Here is a 26918-nt window from a genome sequence, read left to right as displayed (position 1 = left end):
GGAGATACCCGGAAACAACTTCTGGCAAGAAGCAGATACCTGCTTTATAAGAGCCGGGAAAAATGGACTCTATCCCAAAGACAGAGAGCCTGCATCCTTTTTACTGAATATCCTGACTTGGAACAAGCTTATCAGCTAACTGATAAACTTAGAAAAATTTATAATCAGAATATTTCAAAATCTATTGCGATGACCAAGTTGGCGCATTGGTTTAAAAACGTCGAAGAGGCAGGATTTAAATCGTTTTCTACATTAAGAAAAACAATAATGAATCATTACAGAGATATTTTAAACTTCTTTGATAAAAGAAGTACGAATGCTTCTGCTGAATCCTTTAATGCCAAGATTAAAAACTTTAGATTACAGCTTAGAGGGGTAAAAGACAAAACTTTCTTTATCTTCAGATTAACCAAACTTTTTGCTTAGCCCCCCAGATTTTGTGCTTGATCCCATGAATGCACCACTAAAAGAATTTCTATATTCGTGGCTAATAAAAAAGGCTAACTCAAAGTGAGTCAGCCTTTATATTTTCAGTAGGTTTTAATATTATTCAAAGTCTTTGTTTTCGTATTTAGAGAAATCTTCTTTCTTTCCGAACATGAATTTGATAATTACCGGAAGCGTTGTTATCAATACAATTACAATGATAATGTATTCTAATTTTTCTTTCAGATTGATATTAAACTGTTCCATGAAAAGTTTATCAAGATAATGTCCTGCAAAGATCAAAATAAATGACCACAGAACAGCACCAATAATATTATCCCTTAGAAATTCTTTTTTGTCCATTTTTACGATTCCTGCTACAATTGGAGTAAATGTTCTCACCACAGGTAAAAATCTTGCCATAATGATGGCCAATGCCCCATGTTTTTCAAAAAAATCATGAGCCTGATAAAGATATTTCTTCTTGAAAAGCATAGAATCTGGTCTCTTGTATAAAGCAGGACCTGCTTTTCTTCCGAAATAATATCCTACTTCATTTCCAACAATGGCAGCAAGCGCCACACCGGAAGCAAGAATAGTTGTATCTAAAAAATCACTTCCTGTAGAACCAAATGTCTCTTTGATGATTTCAACGGCATATATTCCTGAAACAAATAATAAAGAATCTCCAGGCAGGAAAAATCCTACAAAAAGACCTGTTTCAGCGAACACAATAAATAAAATAAGCCAAAACCCTCCCATTTTAATATAAAACTCCGGGTTTAATAAATCCTTCCAGCTATTGAAATCTTCCATATATATTGATGAACAACAAAAATAAGTCTAAAATATCTGAAACAAAAATTAATTATAAGATTTTAACTAAAATTTCACATGATATTTATAAGTCAAGATCATCATCGGAAACTGCGGTCCCATCGGCCATAAGGAATGCTTTAAGAAAAGGAGTAAGGTTTCCGTTCATTACAGCGTCCACATCTGAGGTTTCATGGCCTGAGCGTACATCTTTTACCAATTTATAAGGATGCATTACGTAGTTTCTGATCTGGCTTCCCCACTCGATCTTCATTTTGTTAGCTTCAATCTCATTTCTGGCCTTCATACGTTCTTCCAATTCCATTTCATAGAGTCTGGAACGTAAGAGCTGCATTGCTTTTTCTTTGTTCTGAAGCTGGGAACGGGATTCTGAGTTTTCAATGATAATTCCTGTTGGTGCGTGACGAAGACGTACAGCCGTTTCTACTTTGTTGACGTTCTGTCCTCCGGCTCCGGAAGACCTCATCGTTTCAAAGGAAATATCAGCAGGATTAATATTAATTTCAATCGTATCGTCTACTAAAGGATAAACATATACGGAAACAAAGCTGGTATGGCGTTTAGCATTCGAATCAAAAGGTGAAATTCTTACCAATCTGTGAACTCCATTTTCGCCTCTTAAATATCCAAAGGCAAATTCACCTTCTATTTCTAAGGTTACCGTTTTTACTCCGGCTACATCTCCTTCCTGAAAGTTCAGTTCACGGATCTTATACCCTTGTTTTTCTGACCACATGGTGTACATTCTCATCAGCATGGCTGCCCAGTCACAACTTTCTGTTCCTCCGGCTCCGGCAGTAATCTGAAGAACAGCAGAAAGCTCATCACCTTCATTGGAAAGCATATTTTTGAATTCCAGGTCTTCAATTTTTTCCATCAATTGCGGGAATGTATCATCCAGCTCTTTTTCTGAATCCGGATCTTCTTTAGCAAAATCTGCTAATACCTGAAGATCTTCAAACTGGGTATGAATCTCATCATAACTTTCTACCCATTTTTTCTTGGAACGAAGCTGCTTCAGGAAAGCTTCTGCGGTTTTAGGATTATCCCAAAACTCAGGTGCCGCTGTTTTTTCATCATCATTGGCTATTTCGATCTTCTTTTTTTCAATCTGTAAATATCTGTGTAAGTCTTCAATTCTGGATTGAGCTTCTTTTATCTGGTCGTTGTTGATCACGATTTTTTCTTTTTTGCAAAAATAAGGGATTTCTTTCAGAGTGGAAAGCTTAGTGTTCAAGGTTTAAAGTTTCCGATAAAGCAGAAATCATCTTTTAATCTTCCCGAAACCTTTTTCTTTATTTCAGATCTATTATCTTTTCGTCTATTGTCTTTTATTCTCTCTTTATTTCCGCTTCAAAGATTTTTCTCAGATATTCTTTTGACTTTTTACTTTCTATTTTGAATCCTGCCATAGTTAGCCCATACATAAATAGCAGCATAATTAAAGGAATAAAAAATTCTACGGTTATTTCTTCATCTCTTATCCCTTTCATCAATATGAAAACAAAGAAAGAGGAAGCTATTAAACACCATCCTATTGTAAAGAAAAATACGAATCCATCCAGGGTCATGGTTACCTGAATTTCCGTTCCATAATTATTGTTTTGAATACTTCCGTATATCTGGGGCAGAAATGAGTTTCTATAGTTGATGACTCTGCTGATATCAAACCTGTCAGTATCTACAGAACCTTCATAATCCTGAGTATGATTCCTTCTAAAGCTGAATTTTTTCGGTTCAACAACATCTGAAAGTCTTTTTATGATTTCCTGTTGGGACAAATTTGTTCTGTAAACAATACGTTCAAAAGGCAAATATTTCATTGAATTTAATTCTTTAATACCATAGTTGTGATGAGTTCTCCAATCTTCGGAGCTAAAGCCACTCCCATCCCGGAAAGTCGTACTGCACAAAATTGTCTTTCTGAAAGTTGTTTCACAATAGGAGTTTTCTCATTTCCCATAGCCATAATTCCGGACCACCGGAGAGCAATCTTAAATTCCTTATTAGGCAGAATGACTTTTTTTAAAAAATTTTCTAAGTGATTTTGTAAAAATTCAGTGGTTTCAAAAGCAGAGGTTTCTTCAGTTTTAAAATCCTGATTTCTTCCACCACCCAACAAAACTCTATTTCCAACATTCCTGAAGTAATAAAAGCCTTCATTATAATGAAAGGTTCCCTTTAATTTTAAATTTTCTATAGGTTCGGTCAAAAGAATCTGTCCTCGGGCAGGAATTATATTTTCCTTTTCCAAAAATGCCGAACTGAATGCATTGGTACAGTGAATTAATTGATCTGCCTGAATGGAAAGTTCTTCTGAAAGGCCGATATTCAATTCATATACAGTTTCCTCAACATATCTTACTTCTGTTCCAAATAAAAATTCAATCTTCAATTCATGGCATCTTTCTAAAAGTTTCTGCAATAATTTTCCTGAATGCAGGCTTCCTTCACATGGGTTCTCAATCAAAAATTGAGATTTATGAAGTCCGAATTCTGTTATTTTATCCTGTTGTAAGGAATAGGTCTGTTGAAGTCCGGTTATAGATTTAAGTTTTTCATTGACTTGATTGATATACTGTAAAGGTTCTTCATTATTCAGAATTTCATATCCTCCATTCAACTCAAAATCTATCTCATCATTTTTAAAATATTGTGTGATCTTCTGAAGTCCCTCAAACCGCATTTTAACGAGGTCTAATGTCTTATCCCAACCCATCTTTTGAGAATCAGCAATCACTTCTGTAAGACTTCCAAAGCAGGCAAAACCTGCATTTCTTGTTGAAGCACCTAGTGGAACAGTATTTCTCTCGATAATCAAAACCGATCGGCCAGGAAGCTTCTCTTTAATAGAAATTGCTGTCCAAAGCCCGGAAAATCCGGCCCCAATAATGATAATATCTCTTTTACGATAAAAGGTTTCCTGCTCCCAAATGCTGATCATGAGTAATGAATAATGATTAATTAATGATACATGATAATGGAAGATATGAGATAATAGACAGATAGATGATAGACATGGAGGTTAAAAAAAAGAGGTTATTGAATGATTATCACATTACCTCACATCTCAGACCTTGTATCTCGAATCCCGCCTACTCTTCTTTTTCTCCGTTATGATGAAATCCGATCGCTCGTCTAGGCTCCTCAACTACCTTATACGTTTCAAGTTCTTTTTTTAGAGCCTGGATTCTAAATTGAAATTCATCAAAATTATTGATGATGACATCTGCTAAAAACCGGGCTACCTGATCGAGATATTCTTCAGTAAGTTTTGCCGCAGCATCTCTTAATGCTCCATTGATAAGTTGCTGATCTATTTTAAGCTTTTCGTTTCGGGTTCTTTGATAAAGATTTTTGATCCTTTTCTTTAAGCTTTGGGTAAAGTCAATTAGCATGGTATTGCTGAAAACCTTCATCCTTGAAGAAACTTCATGCCAGAAAGGAACTTTGTCTGCTTTATTATTTTTAAGTATTTTGTATAATAGAGAATCTTCTTCAAGCCCTCTGGTCATCGCATATAGGATAATTTCTGAACGTTCAGAAGCATTCGGCGGAAATATAGGAATCATCACATCAAATCTTCCCGGCGCTAAAATTTCTTCATCAATTTCAGATACAGAATTGGCTGAACCTACCATCAACACGCCTTCTTTCTCAAATTTTGCAATATAGTGCAGGATAAGCTCCTGGGCTTCAAGATTACAGGATGCAACATCGGTCTCTGCTTTTCTTTGCATCATGATTTCATCAAAATCATCAAGGAAAAGCAGCATTTTATTTTCTTTCATCATCGCTAAAAGAAAATCACTGAAATTGATCTGATTCCCGTCAATTAATGAAGTTCCCAGATAATGTTTTTTCACTTCCTTGAACTGATAACCTATGATTTCAGCAATTTTATTGGCCCAGAAAATTTTCCCGCTTCCAGGAGGCCCATACAGAATAATCCCTGCCGGTTTATTGATCCCCCAATCTTTGATCTGCTGCGGATTCAAAAATGGCTCAAGAACAGTGGATGTATAGAAAAACAAGTCCCTATATCCTATAAAATCTCTTTGTTGTAAGCTGGTTTTATGTCCGAAATAGTCATATACAAACTGGTAATTCCCACCTAGTTTATTATCGATACCGTAACTTGAAATTGAAGATTTGAAAAAGCCATTGTCAAAAATGTTAGGATTATTATCTTTAATCGCTTTCTCAACTTTCTCTTTCGGTTGATTGATCACTTCAGCAATCTGTTCCAGTGTTTTATTCTTGTCCAGATCCTTTTCGTATAATCTTAAAAAGTCTACATTTTCACGAGCAAATTTTTCAAAATCCTGCTGTACTTCAAAATTTGTACTGATACAGTCTACCAATTCCAGATCAAAATCCTGTATAAACTGCTTTATTGCTTCTGCAGAAACATTGAGTTCTTCTGCAAGTTCAATTAACTTCATAATTCCCTATTAGTTCTATCAAATTTAATATTTTAATCTTGAAATTCTATGAAATCCTATCAATTTAACAACATTTTAATTTGATTCCTATCAGCATTCTATATTTTGAATTATTTTATACTATTAAAAAATGAAAGTTTCCTATTTTTACCTTCCCACTCTCCTATTATTTCATAATTTTATCAAAAACTAAGCGAATGAAAAAGATTTATTATACTCCGGGATTAATCAGTGCTTTGGTGATTCCTGTTCTAGTTTGGCATTTTGGAAACAGAAAAATTGAAGAAATCACCACTTCAGTGATAGATATTGGTATTCCAGCCAAATTACAAAAAGACAAAAACAATAATAATGATACTCTTGAACCATTAAGAAGTTCAAATTTTAAAAAAATAGAAGTTCCGGCTGGTAAAGGAAAAGAAAATTCAGATTTATATGTTTCAGAAATTAAAGCTCTACAGCAAAGAAATGAGAGAAATACTGGCATTGAGTTTATTCTAGGGGAAGAAAACACTTATGGGGATTTTGTTTCTCTTCTCAATGATATGCATATTTCAAAACATGAAGATTATGGAATAGATTTAGAAAAAACAGGAAATCTTCTTGTGCCTGTCACTTATCTGGATCCGTACCCGTTGGCAGAACCTTGTTTGCTTTGTAATGACGTGGTAACTACCTATGTAGATACTGACTCAATGGAACCCAATCTTTTTGAAAAAACACAGGAATTTTTCTCTCATTTTACCAAAGAAGCTTATGTTCTTATCATAGGATTTCTCATATTATCCAATATTTCTATATTAAGTTTTAAAGAAAGGTACCCATCCTCTACATACAATTTAAAATAAAAGGCTGCCAAATGGCAGCCTTCCTTTCACATTACTTTTTATCTAACAACGGAAGATATTTTCCGTATCCTTTTTTCTCCATATCCGCTTTGGGAATAAACTTCAAGGAAGCACTGTTGATACAGTAACGAAGTCCTCCTTTATCCTCTGGTCCATCTGTAAAAAGATGTCCTAAGTGAGCGTCTCCGGTTTTACTTCTTACCTCTACCCTTGTCATTCCGTGGCTACGATCCAGTTTTTCATCAATCAGACCTTTGGTGATCGGTTTTGAGAAGCTTGGCCATCCGCAGCCGGATTCAAATTTATCTGTAGAAACAAACAAAGGTTCTCCTGTTGTGATGTCTACATAAATTCCTTCACGAGTTTCATTCCAGTATTCATTTTGGAAAGCTCTTTCTGTTCCGTTTTCCTGTGTTACATTATATTGTTCTGCACTAAGTTTTTCCTTTAGAACCTTTTTATCCTGCTTTTGATAGGTTGTCGCTTTTGGGAGTGGGTTGGCTTTTTTCGCCATTTCAAAAAGTCCCGGTTCAATATGACAATATCCGCCTGGGTTTTTATCCAGATAATCCTGATGATAGTCTTCTGCTTTATAGAAATTCTTCAAAGCAGTAGTTTCTACTACAACCGGTTTGCTATATCCTTTTGCCAGCTTCTGAACTTCATTTTTTACAAGAGCTTCATCGGCTTTATCAGTATAATAAATTCCTGTTCTATATTGGTCTCCCCTGTCATTTCCCTGCTGATTAAGGCTTGTAGGATCAATGGTTTTAAAATAAAGATCAATAAGCAATTTCAAATCTACCTGTTCAGGATCATATTTTACTTTCACTGTTTCTGCAAAACCTGTTGTGTGGCTTACTACTTCTTCATAGGTAGGATTCTGAGTTTTCCCGTTAGCATACCCTACTTCTGTTCCTACAACCCCACGAATCTGCTGAAAGAAATGCTCTGTTCCCCAAAAACATCCACCGGCAAAATAAATTTCCCTTACATTTTTATTATCCATAATTTCCTGTTTTTCTCTTTTCACGTCTGTTTCAATAGGCTTATTCTTTTTAAAAAGCCCGCTTCCGGCAGCAAAGACTGCAATACCCAGAACAATTCCGAGTACAATTAATATATTTTTCATATTTAGCTTTTTATTCATTATTTTTTATTTTGTAATACCATGAATCCAAATCCTAAAAGCATCAGATCCTTCAATATAAAAAAGTCCGTAACAGGAATTCCATCTACTATTTTCCACATTCCAGGAGTCGTAAACAGATAGCTTAATGTTACCAGAAAAGTAACAATCATTCCTATTCCTGCATATCTTTTTAGTACAGCAAATTTCGCACTAAATATCAGTAGTAAAGCAATGATAATTTCTATCGCTCCGATAAGATTTGACACTGTCTGAGCGCTCATAATCTTATATACGAAAAAAGTTAAGAAATGGTTTTCTACCAAAGGTTTTATAGCTGCTGCTTCAGTAGGAGTGAATTTGAAGATCCCTATCCAAAGCAATATAAGCGCTGCTCCGAAAAGAGAAATATAATATCCCAGGGAATACGTTGATTGATTTTTATCCGGTTGATGTACTGTTCCGATCATTTTTTTAGGTTTTGAATTAATACTTTTATCATTTTCAAAAGGATAGTCGGTACTATTTCAAAATCCTGACAAAATTTTCTTAAAAATCTAATTTTTCAATCATTTTATTTTTAAAATCCTGAATTTCAGATTCATTAATTTCAGCATTTTTTTCTGTAAGTGTCTTTCTGAAAATCTTATCCAGCAACTTCAGTTTTTCATTATAGACCTTACACCATTTACAGATAGCAATATGAAGGCTCAATCTCCTGTTTTCTTTGGCAGAGATTGTTTGGGCATTACGTTTTTCCATCAGCAAAGTGGCTTCTTTACATGGCAAAAACAGAATATGTAATATCTTTTTCAGCATTTTAATTATAATCTTGAAAACCAGTTAAACTCCAGACATTCTCTCAATTGCATACGGGTTCGTTGAAGGATCTTCCAAAGGTTAGTCGTAGAAACATTCAATTCCTGACTCACATCAGATGCTTTTTTTTCTTCAATGTAATACATTTTCAATAAAATTTTCCATTTGGCAGGCAATTCCTCGATACATTCTTCAAGTGTTTTATTAAATTCCTGATTGTCTAACAGTTCAGATTCAGTGGAAACATTCCAATCATTCAGAACATCATTATTTTTCCATGAACCAGATTCATCAAAAAAGTGATCCAGCCTTATATCAGGCTCAGATTTATATTTTTTACGGTAAAAATCAGCAATTTTTCTCTGAAGAATAGCCATAAGCCAAGTGAGTGGCTGACTCTTCCCTTCAAAAGAATCATAATTGGAAAAGGCTGCAATAAAAACATCCTGAACCACATCCTGAGCGTCTTCTTTATTGGAAAGCATATATAAAGCTTTCTTCAAAAGCGGTCCGGAGTATTGCTCTATCCAGCTTTTCAGAATTTCGTTTTTCATCATTATGGGTTGTTTTTATCTTATTTCAGATCTTAACGAAGGTAATAAGTTAAATGCAAATAACAAAAATTTTCTTGGAGTGAATACTTTGTTGTTGGAAATCGCAAAGGCACAAGATTTAGAGAATGAGATTGTTTTTAAGGCACAAAGATTTTATCTCCAATAAAATTGTACACTGTTGTATTGGCTATGAATACACAAGTTATTTACCTGCAAATAAATTCTATGTGGTTAAATTAAAGTGTTTTTTAAACCACATAGATACATAGAATAAGATTATTCCTGCATTCGTGGCAAAAAATAACGCTTGTCTTTGCATCTATCCGTATAATAAAAATGATATTCAATATGTAATTTTTTACCTCTTGTCATTGGCTACGCCGAATCTTTGATTTCTGGTGAAGGAAGAATCTCATTAATGAGTTTAGATTCTTCATTTCACTTCTGAACTACGTTCGCAAACCTTCAGTTTGTATTCGGAATGACAGATCGAAATAACAAATTGATATAAAATTAGAGTTACCATAAAAATTTAAGAGTCTATATGAGCATATATTTCTAACTATTACTAATTATTATGTCCGGCATTTGATAAAACATCCTTGAAAATATGAAATATTAAATATTAAATCACCTAAAAATCTTAAATTTGCATCTTATCAAAATTTGATATTAAAAAAAGCAAAAGCAATACTATGACATCACAAGAGATACGTCAAAAATTTTTAGACTATTTTAAAAGTAAGGAGCACCTTATCGTTCCTTCAGCTCCTATTGTGCTGAAAGACGACCCTACCCTTATGTTTTCCAACTCAGGAATGACGCAGTTCAAGGATTTCTTCCTTGGTTACAAAACCCCTACGGCCCCAAGAATCGCCGATACACAGAAGTGTTTAAGAGTTTCAGGAAAGCACAATGATTTGGATGATGTAGGTAGAGATACTTACCACCACACTATGTTTGAAATGTTAGGGAACTGGTCTTTCGGGGATTACTTCAAAAAGGAGGCTATTGCTTTTGCCTGGGAATTACTGACTGAAGTATACGGAATACCAAAAGAGAATTTATATGTAACCATTTTTGAAGGAGATGCATCTGAAAATCTCAACAGAGACCAGGATGCTTATGATTTCTGGAAATCTCATATTGCAGAGGATAGAATTATCAACGGAAACAAGAAGGATAACTTTTGGGAAATGGGTGCAAGCGGACCTTGTGGCCCTTGTTCGGAAATCCATATCGATTTAAGAACTCCAGAAGAAAAAGCTAAAGTTTCTGGTTTGGAATTGGTGAACAACGATCATCCTCAAGTAGTTGAGGTTTGGAATCTCGTTTTCATGGAATTTAACAGAAAAGCAGATGGTTCTCTGGAAAAATTACCTGCTCAGCATGTAGATACAGGAATGGGCTTTGAGCGTCTTTGTATGGCACTTCAAGGGAAATCTTCCAACTATGACACAGATGTTTTCACTCCGCTTATTGCGAAGGTTGAAGAACTTTCAGGGAAAAAATATACCGGAATTTTAGAAGATGAAAAAGATATTGCCATTCGTGTAGTTGTTGATCACATCAGAGCTGTCTCTTTTGCAATTGCAGACGGACAATTGCCTTCCAACGGAGGAGCTGGTTACGTTATCAGAAGAATTTTGAGAAGAGGAATTTCTTATTCTTACCGATTCCTAGATATGAAAGAACCTTTCCTTTACAAATTGGTTGCTGTTCTTCAGGAACAAATGGGAGCTTTCTTCCCTGAACTTGAAAAGCAAGGAACTTTGGTAACAGAAGTCATCAAAAGTGAGGAAGATTCATTCTTAAAAACGATTGAAAATGGTCTGATCAGAGTTGATAAATTAATTCAACAGACCATTACTGATAATCTGAAAGTATTACCAAGCGAAGAGGTTTTCGAATTGTATGATACCTATGGTTTCCCTGATGATTTAACAAGAATTATTGCTGAGGAAAAAGGATTAACGATCGATGAAAAAGGTTTTGAAGCTGAAATGGAGAAGCAAAAACTTCGTTCAAAAGCTGATTCTGCTCAGAAAGTTTATGACTGGGTAACATTGGAAGAAAAGCCTGAAATATTTGTGGGATACGACCAGATTGAATCTGAAACCTATATTACAAGATACAGAAAGGTAGAAAATAAAGACGGAGAATTTTATCAGGTAGTATTAAGCAACTCTCCTTTTTACCCTGAAGGAGGTGGACAGGTTGGAGACAAAGGTATTCTTGAGAATGCTACGGAAAGCTTCGAAGTTCTGGAAACTAAAAAAGAAAATGGATTGATCATTTCTTTGATTAATGGTCTTCCTAAAGATGCAGGAGCTGTTTTCTATGCTAAAGTAAATGCAGCAGATAGAAAGAACTCTCAAGGTAACCACTCTGTAACTCACCTTTTACATGAGGCATTAAGAGATGTCCTGGGAACTCACGTAGAGCAAAAAGGTTCTTACGTAGGTCCTGATTATCTGCGTTTCGACTTCTCTCACTTTAATAAAATGACTGAAGAAGAAATTGCTTTAATTGAAGAAAAAGTAAACCACAAAATCAAAGAAAGCATTGCATTACAGGAGTTCAGAAGCATTCCAATCAAGGAAGCTTTAGAGAAGGGAGCAATGGCTTTGTTTGGTGAAAAATATGGTGACAATGTGAGAATGATCCAATTCGGAAGTTCTAAGGAACTTTGTGGGGGAACACACGTAAAAAACACCAGCGAAATCGGTCATTTCAAAATTACTTCTGAAGGGTCTGCTGCAGCAGGAATCAGAAGGATTGAAGCGATCTCAGGAGACAAATCTGAAGAATATTTCAAAGGTCTTGAAAAACAAATCATTGAACTTTCTCAATTATTAAAATCCAAAGATGTTGTAAGATCTATCGAGAAATTAATTGAAGAAAATGCATCATTAAAATCTGAAGTTGATGCTCTCAAAAAAGAAAAGGCAAAAGGAGAAATCGGTGATTGGAAAAATGCTTATGAACAGAAAGGTAACAAACAGTTATTAGTAAAAAAGACTTCTTTGGATGCTGGATCTGTTAAAGATATCGTATTCCAGTTGAAGAAAGAAATCCCAACTTCGGTGACGATCATTCTTTCTAATGCTGATGGTAAGCCAATGATTACGGTAGGAGTTTCCGATGATCTGGCAGCAGACTATCAGGCAGCAGCTATTGTAAAGGATCTTGCTAAAGAAATCCAAGGTGGCGGAGGTGGAAATCCAGGTTTCGCAACAGCTGGAGGTAAAAACCTTGATGGATTGGAAAATGCTTATCAGAAAGCTTTGAATATTTAATAAAAAAAAATTCAACATATTGAAAAACACCTGAATGAATCCATTCAGGTGTTTTTATTTATATCCATTCTAATTATTGACTATTCCTTAACAAACCTCTACCTAATCTTAAACTATTTGTTTTCTCCCCGTAAAGTCTAATTAACACTAGCCTATTAGTTTTGCCATAATCGAAATTCAAAAAAATGTAATTATGAAAATTAACAAAACTATTGGAGCTTTAGTCTTTGCTGCACTTGCTTTTCAAAGCTGTAATGAAGACAATAACAGCGATAATAATACTCCTGTCAATGACAAAATCAAAATTGAAAACTTCTCTAAAGAGTCGGCTTTTGTGTATGGGATGACTGGTTTTGAAAACTTAAATATTACCACGCTTATTTCCAGTTCCGATGTTCTTTCTGGCTCTCCTGATTTTGTTTTCGGAGGACAGCCGGATGGAATGGGAATCATGAAAGATCCTAAATCCGATGGTTATCTGATGATTACCAACCATGAGATCAAACAATCTGTCTCAAGGGTATATCTGGATAAAACATTCAGACCTGTAAAAGGAGAATATATTTTAAATGGAACCGGAGGAATGACAAGATTGTGTTCTGCGACTTTGGCAACTCCTGAAATTCATGGTTTCAGTGCATTCCTAACTGCCGGAGAATCTGGTGAAGAAAGTATGGTTCATGCTTTGGATCCATTGTCACCAGCTTCTCAGGCATCAGATAAAACCCGAGTAAAGCCAGCTTTAGGAAAGGCTTCTATGGAAAATGCGGTTCCGCTTCCTAAAGATGTTTCTAATGGAAAATCTTATATCCTGATTGGTGAGGATCAGTCGTATTCTTCTTCCCATCAGTCTGCAGGGCAGCTGATCATGTATGTATCAGATACTCAGGGAGACTTGAACAACGGAAAATTATATGCTCTGAAAAGAACAAATAATAATTATACTGAAACAGATATGACGAAAGGAAACTCCTACGATGTAGAGTTTGTTGAGATTCCTAACGCCAAAAACCTTACCGGAGCTCAAATCAATCAGAAAAATATTGATAATAATGCGATCCGTTTTTCAAGAGTTGAAGACGTAGATTACAGAAAAGGAGCAGGAAAAGGAAGAGAGATCTACTTTACTGCTACAGGAGAATCTTCTGATGGTGCAAACCCAAAACCGGGATTAACGATGTGGGGAAGAGTTTACAAACTTGTTCTTAACTCCAGTAATATGCTGGCAGGAAAATTAGAAGTAGTGGCAGAAGGAGATTCTGATCCAGGAAATAACCTGATCAATCCTGATAATTTATGTGTAACTGAAAACTTCGTTTACATCCAGGAAGATGGAGACTCCTATTACAAAGCAGCCAAACATGATTCTCATATCTGGCAATTGAATATCGCTACAAAGCAATATAAGCCATGGCTGAATATGAAACATAACAGAGGTAATACTGCATGGAATACAGCTTACAACCAATCCGGAGACCTTGAGAAGTACGGTTCATGGGAGTATGGAGCAATGGTTGACATTTCTGATATCATTGGAGTTCCTAATACATTTGCTGTGAATATCCACTCTCACACCTGGCAGCTGGATAAATTTAAAAATCCTGACGGTTCCGGAGTCAACACCAACAAGGAAGGTGGACAAATTGTAATTATCAGAAACGTAGAAAAATAGTTTTAAATTCTCTATATAAATCAAAGTATCAACAGAAAAACCCTGTTGATGCTTTTTCATACTTATGAAGAAACTTTCAAAATATCCGATACTTCTTCTTTTATATTCTGCGGCGGCACTTTTTGTACTTTCCTACTGTAAGAATGAGAAACAGCAGCCAGTATATGAAGATCTGGGTTCTGTGAAAAACAGAATCATCACCACCAACACTGATTTTGAAAAACAGATCAATGAACTGAAAGCCCTTGTTTCTCAAGACTCTGATGAAAAGCTACTTCAGGAGAAGTTTGAGAGTATCAGAAAAACTTATAAAAAAATGGAATGGGCTATAGAGTATTTTCTTCCGCATTCTGCAAGATTCATTAACGGCCCTGCTCTTCCGGAAATAGAAATGGATGAACATACAGAAATAGAACCTGAAGGATTACAGGTTTTGGAGGAAATGTTTTATCCTTACCAGAAAGGAAATAAAGATGAGGTAACCAGAATGCTCAACAAACTCATCAATAAAAGCAATACCATAAAAACCAATTTTCAGGTTATTACTATGAGCAAAAATCAGGTTTTTGATGCTTTAAGGCAGGAAACTTTCAGAATTTCAAGTCTGGGAATATCAGGTTTTGACACCCCTATTTCCGGAGTATTTTTAAAGGAAATTCCTTCTTCTCTTGAAGGGATTAGAGAAACCTTGGAACAAATATCAACTGACAGATCAAAAGATAAAGCTCTAAAAAGCATTATAACGGAGATCAATGCAGCTACACAAGCTCTGAAAAAAAATACGGATAAAAATACATTCGATTATAAAAACTTTATACCGGATCACCTTAATAAGATCACCGCCCTGATGCTTGATTTTAAAAATCAGGAAAAAATTCCTGATGTAGAGGTAACGACAGCATTAAACAAAAATGCGGCTACTTTTTTTTCTCAAAATGCTTTCAATCCTAATGCTTTCAATCCCGGAAAAGAGTATGCTTATTCCGAAGAAAAAGCCACTCTTGGACAGCAGCTTTTTAATGATCATATGTTATCAAATAATAACAACCGCAGCTGTGCAACGTGCCACATTCCCGAAAAAGCTTTTACTGATGGGCTTGCAAAATCGATGTCGCTTGAAAATTCGGAACTTACAAGAAATGCTCCATCTCTTAACTATGCAGGATTTCAACATGGTCAATTTTGGGATATGAGAAAGGATGATCTTGAAGGACAAAGTTCGGATGTTATCTCTAACAAAGAAGAAATGCATGGTGATTTAACTATCATTCTTGCCAAAATTAACCAAGATAAAAACTATCAGGCTGCATTTAAAAAGATTTATCATTCACAAAAAACTGAGGTATGGCAGCTTCAGAATGTATTGGCAAGTTATATACGTTCTTTAGCAAAGTTCAATTCCAATTTTGATGAATATATGCAGGGAAATAAGTCAGCAATGAGCGAAAGTCAAAAACGTGGGTTTAATCTTTTTGTTGGGAAAGCACAATGTGCAATATGCCATTTTCTTCCTTTATTTAATGGTACTGTCCCTCCCAATTTCAAAAAAACAGAACAGGAAGTATTGGGAATAGCTATCAATGGAGAAAATAAAACATTCGACAATGATCTGGGAAGAGGAAAATTCCATGAAACAGTGGCGGCATTGCAGCATTCTTTCAAAACACCTACTCTTAGAAACATTCATAAAACAGCTCCTTATATGCACAACGGAGGTTATAAAACCTTGAAAGAGGTCATGAATTTTTACAATAAAGGCGGTGGAAAAGGTTTCGGATTTAAGGTAGAAAACCAAACACTTTCTGATGCTCCTTTGCAGCTAACAGAACTTGAAATAGATGATATTATTGCATTTATGAAGGCTTTGGATGATAATAAATAATGTAAGATCTAAACAATGATAAAAACTCCTGGACAAATAGAATTCAGGAGTTTTTTTATTGGAATTTTTCAGAAAATATAGAAACACCATCTAAAGGTATACTTTGCAACGGGTATTTTAGAAAAATAGTAATCCCTATCTTAGATTAAATCAATGTTATACTGTGTTAAAAACTTTTCTACCACAATAAATATTATTAATTTTGACCTAGTTTTTTTACATGAAAAGGGGTTTACAATTATTTTTTTTCCTGATATGCTTTTTGGGGTATTCACAGCTTAAAATTAAAGTTGTAGATGCCGCCAGTGAAAAACCCGTCTCAAAAGCTAAGATTTTCTGTGGCAGTACCATTCTTGGCTATACCAACACACAGGGGATTCTTGAATTTAAAGCGGAGTGCAAAAACATAGAAGTTGAAGCTGAATCATACCAAAAGGAAACAACCACTGTAGAAAGCAGTATGGAAGTTTACCTGACCAAAAAAACTTCAAAAACCACCAATATTGAAACGGTAGTGATTGAAGACAAAAGTGATCCGAGAGCTTTGGAAATTCTGAAAAAGGTAAATAAGCTCTTCAATGAAAACTCTCCCAAAAGCTTAGGTTCTTACACTTATAAATCTTACGAAAAAATTTCCCTTGATATTGATCAGGACAGTCTGACTCAATTCAATCAGTATTTTAATGATTTAAACTTTTTTAAGAAAAAGAGGGAAAAAGACTCCCTGAATAACATCAGTGCAAGAAAAATTTTTGCGAAAAGCAAACTCTTCCTTTGGGAAAGAGCCCAGGAGTTTTTATATTCCAAAAAATACGGTGAAAAGATTAATATCCTTGATAACAGAATTTCAGGTCTGAAACAGCCGGTCTATGAAATGATTGCTCTTCAGCAAAGTAACAGAGATATTGTTCCCGAGCAGGTAAAACCAGAAAACAGAGGTCTTTACAGGTATTTTCTTTCCGATACTATAGAACTTGACGGAAGGAAAAACTTTGTCATCCGTTTTCGTGAGGTGAACTATAAAAATCCTGATAAAAAAAGAAAGTACACAGGAGCCATCTATATTGACACTGAAACTTACGGGATCAAAAAAATTGAAAACTTCAGTAAAAACAAGAACGACGGTATTATCACCAGTACCTGGATTTTTTACAACAACAAATGGTTCCTTGCCCATGAAACTACAAAGCTTAAAATGGGAAAAATGGCTATGGACGATAAGGAACATACCGACAAAAAAGATAAAAAAAGCTTTGGCACTTACGCGTTTCTTACTTCAAAATATTTTGACTTTGCTTCCCCTATTGAAGAAAAACCCCAGGATTTCAAAGGGTATACTTTCTCTGTAAAAAGCATTGACGGGCATTCTCTGAATCAATATAGAACTGAGCCGCTTACAGAAAGGGAACAAAATACTTACAAAACCATTGACAGTCTTGGTAAGAGATATAAGATTGACAGCAAAGCACAAATCATTTCAGGATTGCTTAATGGGCAAATAAGAGTTGGTATTGTGGATTTTGCTGTAGATGAAATCGCCAATTATAACTCCTACGAAGGATTCCGATTGGGATTAAAGGCTAAGATCAATGAAAACTTCAATCCTTATTTCTCTCCGGATTATTATTTTGCTTATGGTGTAAAAGACAGAAGATGGAAATACGGGATGGGAATCGATATCAAAACAACGTTGGAAAAGAATTCCTTTTTCAGGTTTGATTTTTATGATGATGTGACTGCTTCGGGGGAATTTTACAGAAGACTCTGGAATTTCAAAATGCGAATGATGAACTTTGGAAATAACCTGAACAATGATAAGTATTTCCACTTTAAAGGCGCCTCATTATCTTACCTGAATGACGTTACAAACGGTCTTACCTTAGCCCTTGCTGTAAGAAGAAATATTGAGGAAGCCGAATTTGATTATCAGTTCAGAGATGGCGGATCTTCTTTCAAGAACTTCAATACGTTGTTTACATTAAAGTATTCACCGAATTCTACTAATATTATGACCCCTCAGGGAAAATCTCTGATTGATCAAAAATATCCTGAATTATACTTCAATTATGAACAGAGTTACAAAATGGCGGGTGGAAGTTTCAATTATTCCCGTTTCGATGCTCTTTTTGTTCATAATTTTAAAACAGCAATCGGAACAACAGGTTTCAGATTGTATGGCGGAGTTGTTTTAGGAGAAGCTCCAATCTGGAAAAATTTTACGATGAACGGGCTTGCCTCTCCGGGCAAGGATTTTAATTTTAACCTTACTTCGTTTCTTGGGTTTGCTACTTTAGAAGGTGGAAAATATTATAACGATAAATTTGTTGCTTATTATTTCACTCATAAACTGCCATTTTACTTTAAAAGTTTTGGACATAATGTTTCCAGCTTTGATTTTGTACTGCGTGGAACGATTGGTGATATGAAACATCCGGAATACCACCAGTTCAAGTTTAAAAAACTGGATCACCTGTATCAGGAGGTAGGATTGGAATGGAACAACTTCCTTTCCAGCTATTTCAACCTTGGGTTATTTTACAGAGTGGGATATTATGCTACGCCACACTTTAAACAGAATTTTGCTATTCAGTTTAAATTGAAATTCCTTGAATTTTAATCAAGAATAAATTATACATACAATAACATGCAAAGAATAGAGATCAAAGCGGAGGGCTTTTTTGAGTTATTAAAATTAAAAGATACTTCCATGTGGGCTATTTTCTCACAGATGATTGATGGGAATGAAAAAGAAATCATATTTTTAGATCATGAAGGTAAAATCCTTTTCAACTATATTTTACCAGCTGATGCAGAGAAACTGGAAGAAGACAGAAAAGAGTTCTCCAAACAGTTTGCTGATAAGCTTAGCAGTTTAAATTAAAAGCCAATGAATAAGAATTATATTTTTTCTTTACTGGGTCTTCTTGTATTCAGTATCGGAAATGCTCAAAGCTATCAAAAGCCTTTGGTATCAGCGATCAAAGAAGCTGATCTCAGAAAGGATATGTATGAATTGGCTGCAGATCAGTTCTGGGGCCGAGAAGCAGGAACACTTGATGAGTTAAAAGTATCGATGTGGCTGGCTGACAAAGCCAAGGAAGCGGGGATGAAACCTGCCGGTGACCATGGTACTTTTTTCCAGTTTTTTGATATGTACAGACACCAGACTACTCCACAAAGCAGCCTGACAATCGGAGATACTCCATTGAAACTATGGAAGGATTTCCTTGTGGCAGAGCCAGTAAATGCTTCTATAGATGCTGAAATTGTTTATGCAGGAAATACGGAACCTGAAGATCTTGCCAAACTGAATCTTAAAGGAAAAGTGCTTGCAGTAAATGCTTCTGACAAAAACATTGATAAAGAAATGACACTCTTTGTAAGAAGATATCCCGGATTTGTAAGAACAAAATATTACAATAAAGCGAATGAGCTGGGAGCAAAAGCGATCATTTTTATTACGGATGATATCTCAGACAAAAGCTGGGTGGAAGTTCTTCCTCAAATGACCAGAGGAACCTATGGTGTAGAAGGGCTTAGAGAAAAAATCACCAATAATATTCCTGTTCTTTGGATCAAGAGAGAGAATGCTGCCTGGGTAAAAAACAACCCTAAAGTTGCTCTTAACCTGATGACGGAAACGTACAAATATCCTTCAGTAAACATCATCGGGAAAATTGAAGGCACAGACCCTGTTCTTAAAAAAGAATATGTTCTGTTGAGCGGGCACCAGGACCACGACGGAATCAGACATCCTGTAAAAAACGACACGATTTACAATGGTGCTGATGATAACGCAAGTACCTGTGTTGCAATGCTGGCCATGGCAAGAGCTTACAAAAAACAACCGGGAAAAAGAAGTATTCTGTTTGTTTTCCATGGTGCTGAAGAAAGAGGATTATTAGGTTCAAGATGGCATGCTTCCCATCCCGTAGTTCCGAAAGAGAATATTGTAGCAGTACTGAATGGGGATATGATTGGAAGAAACGATAACAATGAAGCTGCACTATTAGGTGGAAATGCCCCGCATAAAAACTCTGAAGAGCTTGTAAAAATGGCTGAAGATGCTAATAACGAAAGTACAAAATTCAAGTATTTAAAAGATTGGGATTCTCCAAATCATGCTGAGTATTTTTATTTCAGAAGCGATCATCTTCCATATGCTAAAGTAGGTATTCCTTCCATATTTTTCACCAGTGTGCTGCATGATCAGTATCACACTCCACAGGATGAATCTGAAAACATCAATTACAAGAAACTATATAAAATGACAGAATGGATGTACAGAACATCCTGGAAAGTTGCCAATGAGGCTGAACGTCCGAAAGTCATTTCAAATTTTACGCTTGAAAGATAAAATGACCAACTCCGGCTCACATTCGTGAGCCGGAGTTTTCTTTTAGTAATCCCCCGAATGCATGAATATTTTTAGTTGAGTGCTATCATTTTCTTCTTATATAAACATCAACATATAGTTTGTCATTCTGACGAAGGAAGAATCTCAACTTCTCTTTCAGAATATGTCGTATAGATTTCTACAGAATAACGAACAGGAAGTTAGAAGACTAATAATTTTCAGCAAATAATAGGGAATGACTTCAACTCTTTTAGCAACAAAATTCTATGTAACTATGTGGTTATTTTTTTAAACCACATAGATACATAGATTAACTACAGCCATAATTTTATTCGTGCATTCGTGGCTGATAAAAATGTGGATGTATTTATAATTAGATCAACAAATTCATCAAAGAAGGATCATTGTTGAGGTAGTTAACAAAAAAATCCTGCTTTTTCATATTATCCATCAAGGGAGTGAAATCTTCTTTTTGCTTCAGAGCAATTCCTACTACGGCAATTCCTTTTTCTTTTGAATTTTTCTGAGTATATTCAAAAAAAGTAATATCGTCATTCGGCCCCAGCACATCCATTACAAAAGTTTTCAATGCTCCCGGCCGCTGTGGAAACCTGACTAGAAAATAGTGCTTTAAGTTCGCATATAGTAAAGCTTTTTCTTTGATCTCTTCCATTCGGGTAATATCATTATTGCTTCCACTGATAATACAGACTACATTTTTTCCTTCTATCTGATCTTTATATTTTTCTAAAGCGGCTACGGAAAGGGCACCTGCCGGTTCTACCACAATTGCATCTTTATTATATAAGGAAAGAATGGTTTCACATACGAGGCCCTCCTCTACTGTAACTACATCGTACAAAGTATTTTTACATAATTCAAACGTGAGATTTCCTACCTGCTGTACAGCAGCACCATCTACAAAGCGACTGATCTTTTCAAGATGTACGGGTTTACCATTTTCCAGAGCCTTTTTCATGCTTGCTGCCGCTGAAGGTTCTACTCCAATGATTTTGGTTTGAGGAGATAATTCTTTAAAGACAGAACAAGCACCAGCTGCTAATCCACCACCACCGATCGGTACAAAAAGATAATCTATAGGTTCTTCCGACTGTTCCAAAATCTCTAATGCAGTTGTCGCCTGGCCTGCAATAATCGCAGGATCATCAAAAGGATGAATGAATGTTCCGTTATTTTCATTACAAAACCTCATCGCCGCATCTTTTGCTTCATCAAAAGTGTCTCCATGCAGAACAATATCAATATAGTCTCCACCAAACATCCTAACCTGTTCCAGTTTTTGTCCCGGTGTAGGTAAAGGCATGAAAATAGTTCCTTTCACTTGCATGGTATTGCATGCGAAAGCAACTCCCTGAGCATGATTACCGGCACTGGCACAAACAATCCCTCTGGAAATATCTTCTCTTGACATGGTAGACATTTTGTTATAAGCCCCACGAATTTTATAAGATCTCACCCTTTGAAGGTCTTCTCTTTTAAAATGAATTTGAGCATTATAAATTCCTGATAAATTATTGTTAACAGCCAATGGCGTTCTGACACACACATTTTTAAGTCTTTCTGCTGCTTTGTAAACAGTATCCAATACAGATAAATAGGTTTCTCCCGTCCTCATTGTTCTTTTATATTAATTGTTCTCCGGTCTCAGGCTTCGTACAGTTTTTCCTGCTTGCCACATTTCGCTTTCTCTTAACTCTGTTAACTCTACTTCTAATTTTTCTCTGTAATCAGGTTTGCTATTACTGTCAATTGATCTTTGGGCTTCATTTCCTGCGGCAACATTATCATACAATTCCTCAAATAAAGGAGAAGTGGCATCTCTGAAACGCTTCCACCAATCCAATGCTCCTCTTTGGGCTGTTGTACTGCAGTTAGCATACATCCAATCCATCCCATTTTCTGCGACTAAAGGCATTAATGATTGAGTAAGTTCTTCCACCGTTTCATTGAAAGCTTCAGAAGGACTGTGCCCGTTTTTCCTTAATACATCATATTGTGCAGCAAATATTCCCTGTACAGCTCCCATTAACGTTCCTCTTTCTCCGGCAAGATCGCTGTATACTTCTTTTTTAAAATCTGTTTCAAATAAATATCCGCTTCCTATTGCAATTCCCAATGCTGTTACTCTTTCCCTTGCTTTTCCTGTAGCATCCTGATAAACGGCAAAGCTGCTGTTCAAACCTCTGTCCTGAAGGAACATTCTTCTCAATGAAGTTCCTGATCCTTTCGGAGCTACCAAAAACACATCTACATCAGCCGGAGGAACAATTCCCGTACGTTCATTAAAAGTAATTCCGAAACCATGAGAGAAATACAGTGCTTTTCCAGGAGTAAGATGTTGCTTAACCTTCGGCCAGTATTCAATCTGTGCTGCATCACTCAGAAGATAGCAGATAATGGTTCCTTTTTCTAAGGCTTCTTCTATTTCAAATAAGGTTTCTCCAGGTACAAATCCGTCTGCTACAGCCTTATCCCAGGATTTAGAATTCTTTCTCTGCCCTACGATTACATTAACTCCATTGTCTTTTTGATTAAGAGCCTGCCCTGGCCCCTGCACTCCATAACCAATTACGGCTACCACTTCATCTTTTAATACTTCTTGAGCTTTATTGAGTGGAAACTCTTCTCTTGTTACTACATTTTCTTCTACTCCTCCGAAATTTAATTTTGCCATTTTCTATAATTTTATTTTGTTGTTTATTTTAATTTTGTTGACTATATACAATTTTACTCTACTCTCATTGGCTACGCCGAAATAACATTCATCGACTGAAAGGAGATAATCTTCGATTTCTGACAAAGAAAGAATCTCATAATATAATTTAGATTATTCATTTCGCTTCGTTACATTCAGAATGACAGACTCATAATAATAAGGCAACTGTATTGTATATAATTACCTTGTTATGTTTAGCTAGCGTATTCTATTGCTGTGAGATATGGATTTTTATGATAATGAACTTCCAATACATCTACCTGTTTTTCCATTTGCCTGGTGATCTTCTGAACAGATTCTTCTGTTTCTCTAATGGTAATCACAAACTTTTTTACATTCTCTGTTTCAGACGGCCCCATATTGAAATGGGTTATAGAAATTCTCCTTCTTGAAAAAATAGCATTGATTCTGCTCATCAATCCCAAACAATCCTCCGTATAGGCTGTTATGGTATATTCTTTATTTTCTGTTCTCATTTTTGTTGATTTTTATTATTTATGATTCAATACAATTTCTGAAACACTTTTTCCCTGGGGAATCATTGGAAATACATTGTGTTTTTTGCCTGTCATTACCTCCAGCAGAAAGGCTCCTTGATGACTAAGCATTTCCTCCAATGCTTCTTTCAAATCTTCTCTCTGACTAACCTTTCTTCCCGGAATATGATATCCGTTTGCTACCTGAACAAAATCCGGACTCTGGATGTCTACGGAAGAATACCGTTCTTCATGAAAAAGCTCCTGCCACTGTCTTACCATTCCCAGATAACTGTTGTTCAGAATTAGAATTTTAACCTCAGGATGATACTGCATGATTGTTCCCAATTCCTGGATATTCATCTGAGCTCCTCCGTCTCCCATTACTGCAATAACAGGAAGATTGTGTTCCCCATAAGCCGCTCCTATTGCTGCCGGAAGACAGAATCCCATTGTTCCCAATCCACCACTTGTAACATTAGTCCGGGAGTGTTGGAAGTTGGAATACCTGCACGTGATCATCTGATGCTGACCTACATCCGTTACAATTACTGCTTCTCCTTTCGTCATTTCATTAAGACATCTGATAACCTCTCCCATCGTCAGTTCTTCTTCATTGGGATACAGCTCTTCATTAATAAGATTGATGTTTTCCACTTCCAGACAGTCTTTAAATCTTTGATGCCATTCCGGATGTTCTCTTTTTTCAATCAGCTCTGTAAGAATCGGTAAAGTCTCTTTACAGTTTCCAAGAACCGGAACATCTGCCTTTACATTTTTATTGATCTCTGACCGGTCAATGTCAAAATGAATGACTTTTGCCTGTTTCGCATATTGATCTAATCTTCCGGTCACACGATCATCGAAGCGCATTCCTACAGCAATCAGCACATCACATTGATTGGTTAAAATATTAGGTCCATAATTTCCATGCATTCCTACCATTCCTACCGCCTGTGGGTGATTTGTAGGAATAACACCTATTCCCAAAGCCGTCCATGCTACCGGAATTCCTGATTTTTCAGCAAATTCTAAAAACTCACGTTCTGCTTTTCCAAGCATAATTCCCTGTCCCGCAATGATGAAAGGACGCTCTGCTTTATTAATAAGCTCTGCCGCCTGTTCAATATGTTCCAGCGACAGTGCAGGATCTGGTTTATAACTTCTCAAAGAGTCGCAAGGAGAATATCCTTTGTATTCAACTTTCTGCAATTGGGCATTTTTCGTCACATCAATAAGAACAGGCCCAGGACGCCCAGATTTTGCAATATAAAATGCTTTAGCTAATACTTCAGAAAGTTCATGGGCATCCGTTACCTGATAATTCCATTTGGTAACAGGGCTGGTGACATTCATAACATCAATTTCCTGGAAGGCATCTGTTCCTAAAAGATGTTCAAATACCTGTCCTGTAATACATACCAACGGAGTATTGTCTAATAAAGCATCTGCAAGACCTGTCACTAAATTGGTTGCTCCCGGACCGCTCGTTGCCATAACCACTCCTACTTTCCCAGAAACTCTGGCCAACCCCTGTGCTGCATGTACAGCCGCCTGCTCATGGCGAACCAGAATATGCTCCAGCTCGTCTTTGTAATCATAAAGGGCATCGTAAATGGGAATGATAGCACCACCGGGATAACCGAAAACTGTTTTCACGCCCTCCTGTAGAAAGGCTTCAAGAATAATCCGGCTTCCGCTGAGTTCTGTAGCTGTTGATTGATTTAAATTCTTCATACTCTCTGATTTTAAATTTCATCCGTTACACAGCCTTCAGCGGCGGATGATACGGTTAATGCATATTTATAAAGCAATCCTTTTTTCACTTTTAAAGCAGGTTTTTGCCAGCCTTGTTTTCTTTTTTCAATCTCTTCTTCTGAAACTTTAAGCTGTATGGTATTGTTTACAGCGTCTATTTCTATGAGATCGTTATCTTCTACAAATGCGATTAAGCCACCTTCATGAGCTTCAGGGGTGATATGCCCTACTACAAAACCATGAGTTCCGCCGCTAAATCTTCCGTCTGTAATCAAAGCGACACTGCTTCCAAGCCCTGCACCAATCAAAGCACTTGTAGGTTTCAGCATTTCTGGCATTCCGGGAGCTCCTTTGGGCCCTTCATTACGAATCACAATCACATCACCATGCTGTACGGTTCCATCTTCAATCCCTTTGATGAGGTTCTTCTCCCCGTCAAATACGCGGGCTTTTCCAACAAACCTTTCTCCTTCTTTTCCTGTTATCTTGGCAACACTTCCTTTTTCAGCAAGATTTCCGTATAGAATTCTCAAATGTCCGGTTGGTTTTATAGGATTCGATAGAGGTCTTATAATTTTCTGGGTATTAAAATCCAATGTTGGAACATCTTCTAAGTTTTCAGCTAATGTTTTTCCGGTAACAGTTAAACAGTCTCCGTGTAACAATCCTTTTTCCAATAGATATTTCATTACAGCAGGTATTCCTCCGTGTTCATACAGGTCCTGCATCAGATATTTCCCACTTGGTTTCAAGTCAGCTAAAACGGGGGTGCAGTCACTCATTGCCTGAAAATCATCCTGGGTAATAGATACTCCCACACTTTTAGCCATTGCAATGAAGTGAAGAACCGCATTGGTACTGCCTCCTAAAACCACAATCAGACGGAGTGCATTTTCAAAAGCTTTACGGGTCATGATATCCGAAGGCTTGATATCTTTTTCAAGAAGAATCTTCAAATATTTTCCTGCTTCCAGGCATTCATCTTGTTTTTCTTTGCTTAAAGCAGGATTAGAAGATGAATATGGAAGGCTCATTCCCAATGCTTCTATGGCAGATGCCATTGTATTCGCAGTATACATCCCTCCACAGGCACCTGCACCAGGACAGGAATTTTTAACCACTCCATCAAAATCCTCTTCTGTGATTTCTCCTGCGATCTTTTTTCCTAAGGCTTCAAAAGCAGAGACAATATTCAAAGTTTCACCTTTGTAACATCCTGGGGCAATAGTTCCGCCATATACCATCAATGAAGGTCTGTTCAGTCTTCCCATTGCGATGATTGTTCCTGGCATATTCTTGTCACAACCAGGCAAAGCAATCAATCCGTCGTAATACTGGGCACCACAAATAGCTTCAATACTGTCTGCAATTACATCACGGCTTACCAGTGAATAGCGCATCCCATCAGTTCCATTACTCATCCCATCGCTTACCCCAATCGTATTAAAGATTAGCCCTGCCAATCCATGATCCCATGTTCCTTTCTTGACGACTCTGGCCAGATCGTTGAGGTGCATGTTACAGGTATTTCCATCATACCCCATACTTGCAATCCCGATCTGTGCTTTGTGCATATCTTCTTCTGTAAAGCCAATTCCGTATAACATGGCTTTTGCCGCTGGCTGCTCACTATTTTGTGTGAATGTTTTTGAATATTTATTTAACATATTTTCCTGCAT

The 26918-nt window shown here is 36.4% G+C and carries 22 protein-coding genes; 8 read left to right on the top strand and 14 right to left on the bottom strand.

Translation table 11 applies throughout. The annotated features are described in order from the left end of the window. A partial coding sequence (locus tag AC3HD6_RS16370) for an ISL3 family transposase (RefSeq protein WP_488897300.1) occupies window positions 1–426 on the top strand: 426 nt, incomplete at its 5' end. Between the two features lie 120 nt (window positions 427–546). On the opposite strand, the gene AC3HD6_RS16365 is transcribed toward AC3HD6_RS16370, so the two are convergent. From AC3HD6_RS16365 to AC3HD6_RS16345, 5 genes are all read right to left on the bottom strand, one after another. After that, the gene (locus AC3HD6_RS16365) at window positions 547–1242 is read right to left on the bottom strand and encodes a DedA family protein (RefSeq protein ID WP_488897299.1); all 696 of its coding nucleotides are present in this window, start codon (window positions 1240–1242) and stop codon (window positions 547–549) included. Between the two features lie 85 nt (window positions 1243–1327). Continuing rightward, a complete protein-coding gene (gene prfB / locus AC3HD6_RS16360; protein WP_488897307.1) occupies window positions 1328–2440 on the bottom strand; it encodes a peptide chain release factor 2 in 1113 nt (370 codons plus the stop codon). A 154-nt stretch (window positions 2441–2594) separates the two neighbouring features. Further along, window positions 2595–3086 carry a hypothetical protein gene (locus tag AC3HD6_RS16355; RefSeq protein ID WP_488897298.1) on the bottom strand — a complete coding sequence of 164 codons (492 nt, stop codon included), beginning with the start codon at window positions 3084–3086 and terminating at the stop codon, window positions 2595–2597. Window positions 3087–3091: 5 nt separating this feature from the next. Beyond that, window positions 3092–4207 (bottom strand): NAD(P)/FAD-dependent oxidoreductase, encoded by a 1116-nt coding sequence (locus AC3HD6_RS16350; RefSeq protein ID WP_488897297.1) that lies wholly within the window; start codon window positions 4205–4207, stop codon window positions 3092–3094. 151 nt (window positions 4208–4358) lie between these two features. Further along, window positions 4359–5708 carry an AAA family ATPase gene (locus tag AC3HD6_RS16345; protein WP_488897296.1) on the bottom strand — a complete coding sequence of 450 codons (1350 nt, stop codon included), beginning with the start codon at window positions 5706–5708 and terminating at the stop codon, window positions 4359–4361. Between the two features lie 197 nt (window positions 5709–5905). On the opposite strand from AC3HD6_RS16345, the gene AC3HD6_RS16340 reads away from it, so the two are divergent. Then, on the top strand, window positions 5906–6556 hold the full coding sequence (locus tag AC3HD6_RS16340) for a hypothetical protein (protein ID WP_488897295.1): 651 nt from the start codon (window positions 5906–5908) through the stop codon (window positions 6554–6556). A 31-nt stretch (window positions 6557–6587) separates the two neighbouring features. Here the strand turns inward: AC3HD6_RS16340 and msrB are convergent, their stop codons facing one another. From msrB to AC3HD6_RS16320, 4 genes are all read right to left on the bottom strand, one after another. After that, window positions 6588–7688, bottom strand: a complete 1101-nt coding sequence (gene msrB, locus AC3HD6_RS16335) for a peptide-methionine (R)-S-oxide reductase MsrB (RefSeq protein WP_488897294.1) — start codon at window positions 7686–7688, stop codon at window positions 6588–6590. Between the two features lie 17 nt (window positions 7689–7705). Next, window positions 7706–8155, bottom strand: a complete 450-nt coding sequence (locus tag AC3HD6_RS16330) for a DUF417 family protein (RefSeq protein WP_488897293.1) — start codon at window positions 8153–8155, stop codon at window positions 7706–7708. A 79-nt stretch (window positions 8156–8234) separates the two neighbouring features. Then, a complete protein-coding gene (locus AC3HD6_RS16325; RefSeq protein ID WP_488897292.1) occupies window positions 8235–8504 on the bottom strand; it encodes a hypothetical protein in 270 nt (89 codons plus the stop codon). Between the two features lie 5 nt (window positions 8505–8509). After that, window positions 8510–9061: a sigma-70 family RNA polymerase sigma factor gene (locus AC3HD6_RS16320; RefSeq protein ID WP_488897291.1), complete on the bottom strand. Its 552-nt coding sequence runs from the start codon at window positions 9059–9061 to the stop codon at window positions 8510–8512. Between the two features lie 692 nt (window positions 9062–9753). On the opposite strand from AC3HD6_RS16320, the gene alaS reads away from it, so the two are divergent. The 6 genes from alaS (at window position 9754) to AC3HD6_RS16290 (ending at window position 20268) form a co-directional block, all read left to right on the top strand. After that, window positions 9754–12357, top strand: a complete 2604-nt coding sequence (gene alaS, locus AC3HD6_RS16315) for an alanine--tRNA ligase (protein ID WP_488897290.1) — start codon at window positions 9754–9756, stop codon at window positions 12355–12357. Between the two features lie 193 nt (window positions 12358–12550). Continuing rightward, a complete protein-coding gene (locus AC3HD6_RS16310; protein WP_488897289.1) occupies window positions 12551–14029 on the top strand; it encodes an alkaline phosphatase PhoX in 1479 nt (492 codons plus the stop codon). A gap of 64 nt (window positions 14030–14093) precedes the next feature. Beyond that, window positions 14094–15911 carry a cytochrome-c peroxidase gene (locus AC3HD6_RS16305; protein WP_488897288.1) on the top strand — a complete coding sequence of 606 codons (1818 nt, stop codon included), beginning with the start codon at window positions 14094–14096 and terminating at the stop codon, window positions 15909–15911. A 220-nt stretch (window positions 15912–16131) separates the two neighbouring features. Then, entirely contained in the window at window positions 16132–18528 is a 2397-nt protein-coding gene (locus AC3HD6_RS16300) for a hypothetical protein (RefSeq protein ID WP_488897287.1), read from the top strand. A 27-nt stretch (window positions 18529–18555) separates the two neighbouring features. Continuing rightward, entirely contained in the window at window positions 18556–18792 is a 237-nt protein-coding gene (locus tag AC3HD6_RS16295; RefSeq protein ID WP_488897286.1) for a hypothetical protein, read from the top strand. Between the two features lie 6 nt (window positions 18793–18798). Then, window positions 18799–20268 carry a M28 family peptidase gene (locus tag AC3HD6_RS16290; RefSeq protein ID WP_488897285.1) on the top strand — a complete coding sequence of 490 codons (1470 nt, stop codon included), beginning with the start codon at window positions 18799–18801 and terminating at the stop codon, window positions 20266–20268. 373 nt (window positions 20269–20641) lie between these two features. On the opposite strand, the gene ilvA is transcribed toward AC3HD6_RS16290, so the two are convergent. From ilvA to ilvD, 5 genes are all read right to left on the bottom strand, one after another. Then, entirely contained in the window at window positions 20642–21904 is a 1263-nt protein-coding gene (gene ilvA / locus AC3HD6_RS16285) for a threonine ammonia-lyase IlvA (protein ID WP_488897284.1), read from the bottom strand. Between the two features lie 12 nt (window positions 21905–21916). Continuing rightward, window positions 21917–22963, bottom strand: coding sequence for a ketol-acid reductoisomerase (gene ilvC, locus AC3HD6_RS16280; RefSeq protein ID WP_488897283.1), 1047 nt, complete (start codon window positions 22961–22963; stop codon window positions 21917–21919). A gap of 236 nt (window positions 22964–23199) precedes the next feature. Then, complete coding sequence (locus AC3HD6_RS16275; RefSeq protein ID WP_488897282.1) at window positions 23200–23481, bottom strand: ACT domain-containing protein; 282 nt, start codon at window positions 23479–23481, stop codon at window positions 23200–23202. Window positions 23482–23496: 15 nt separating this feature from the next. Then, window positions 23497–25218, bottom strand: coding sequence for a biosynthetic-type acetolactate synthase large subunit (gene ilvB, locus AC3HD6_RS16270; protein ID WP_488897281.1), 1722 nt, complete (start codon window positions 25216–25218; stop codon window positions 23497–23499). An 11-nt stretch (window positions 25219–25229) separates the two neighbouring features. After that, the gene (gene ilvD / locus AC3HD6_RS16265) at window positions 25230–26906 is read right to left on the bottom strand and encodes a dihydroxy-acid dehydratase (protein ID WP_488897280.1); all 1677 of its coding nucleotides are present in this window, start codon (window positions 26904–26906) and stop codon (window positions 25230–25232) included. Window positions 26907–26918: the final 12 nt, after the last annotated feature.

It is taken from the genome of Chryseobacterium sp. II3a (genome assembly GCF_057815135.1).
This window is presented reverse-complemented; position numbering and strand designations above follow the sequence as displayed.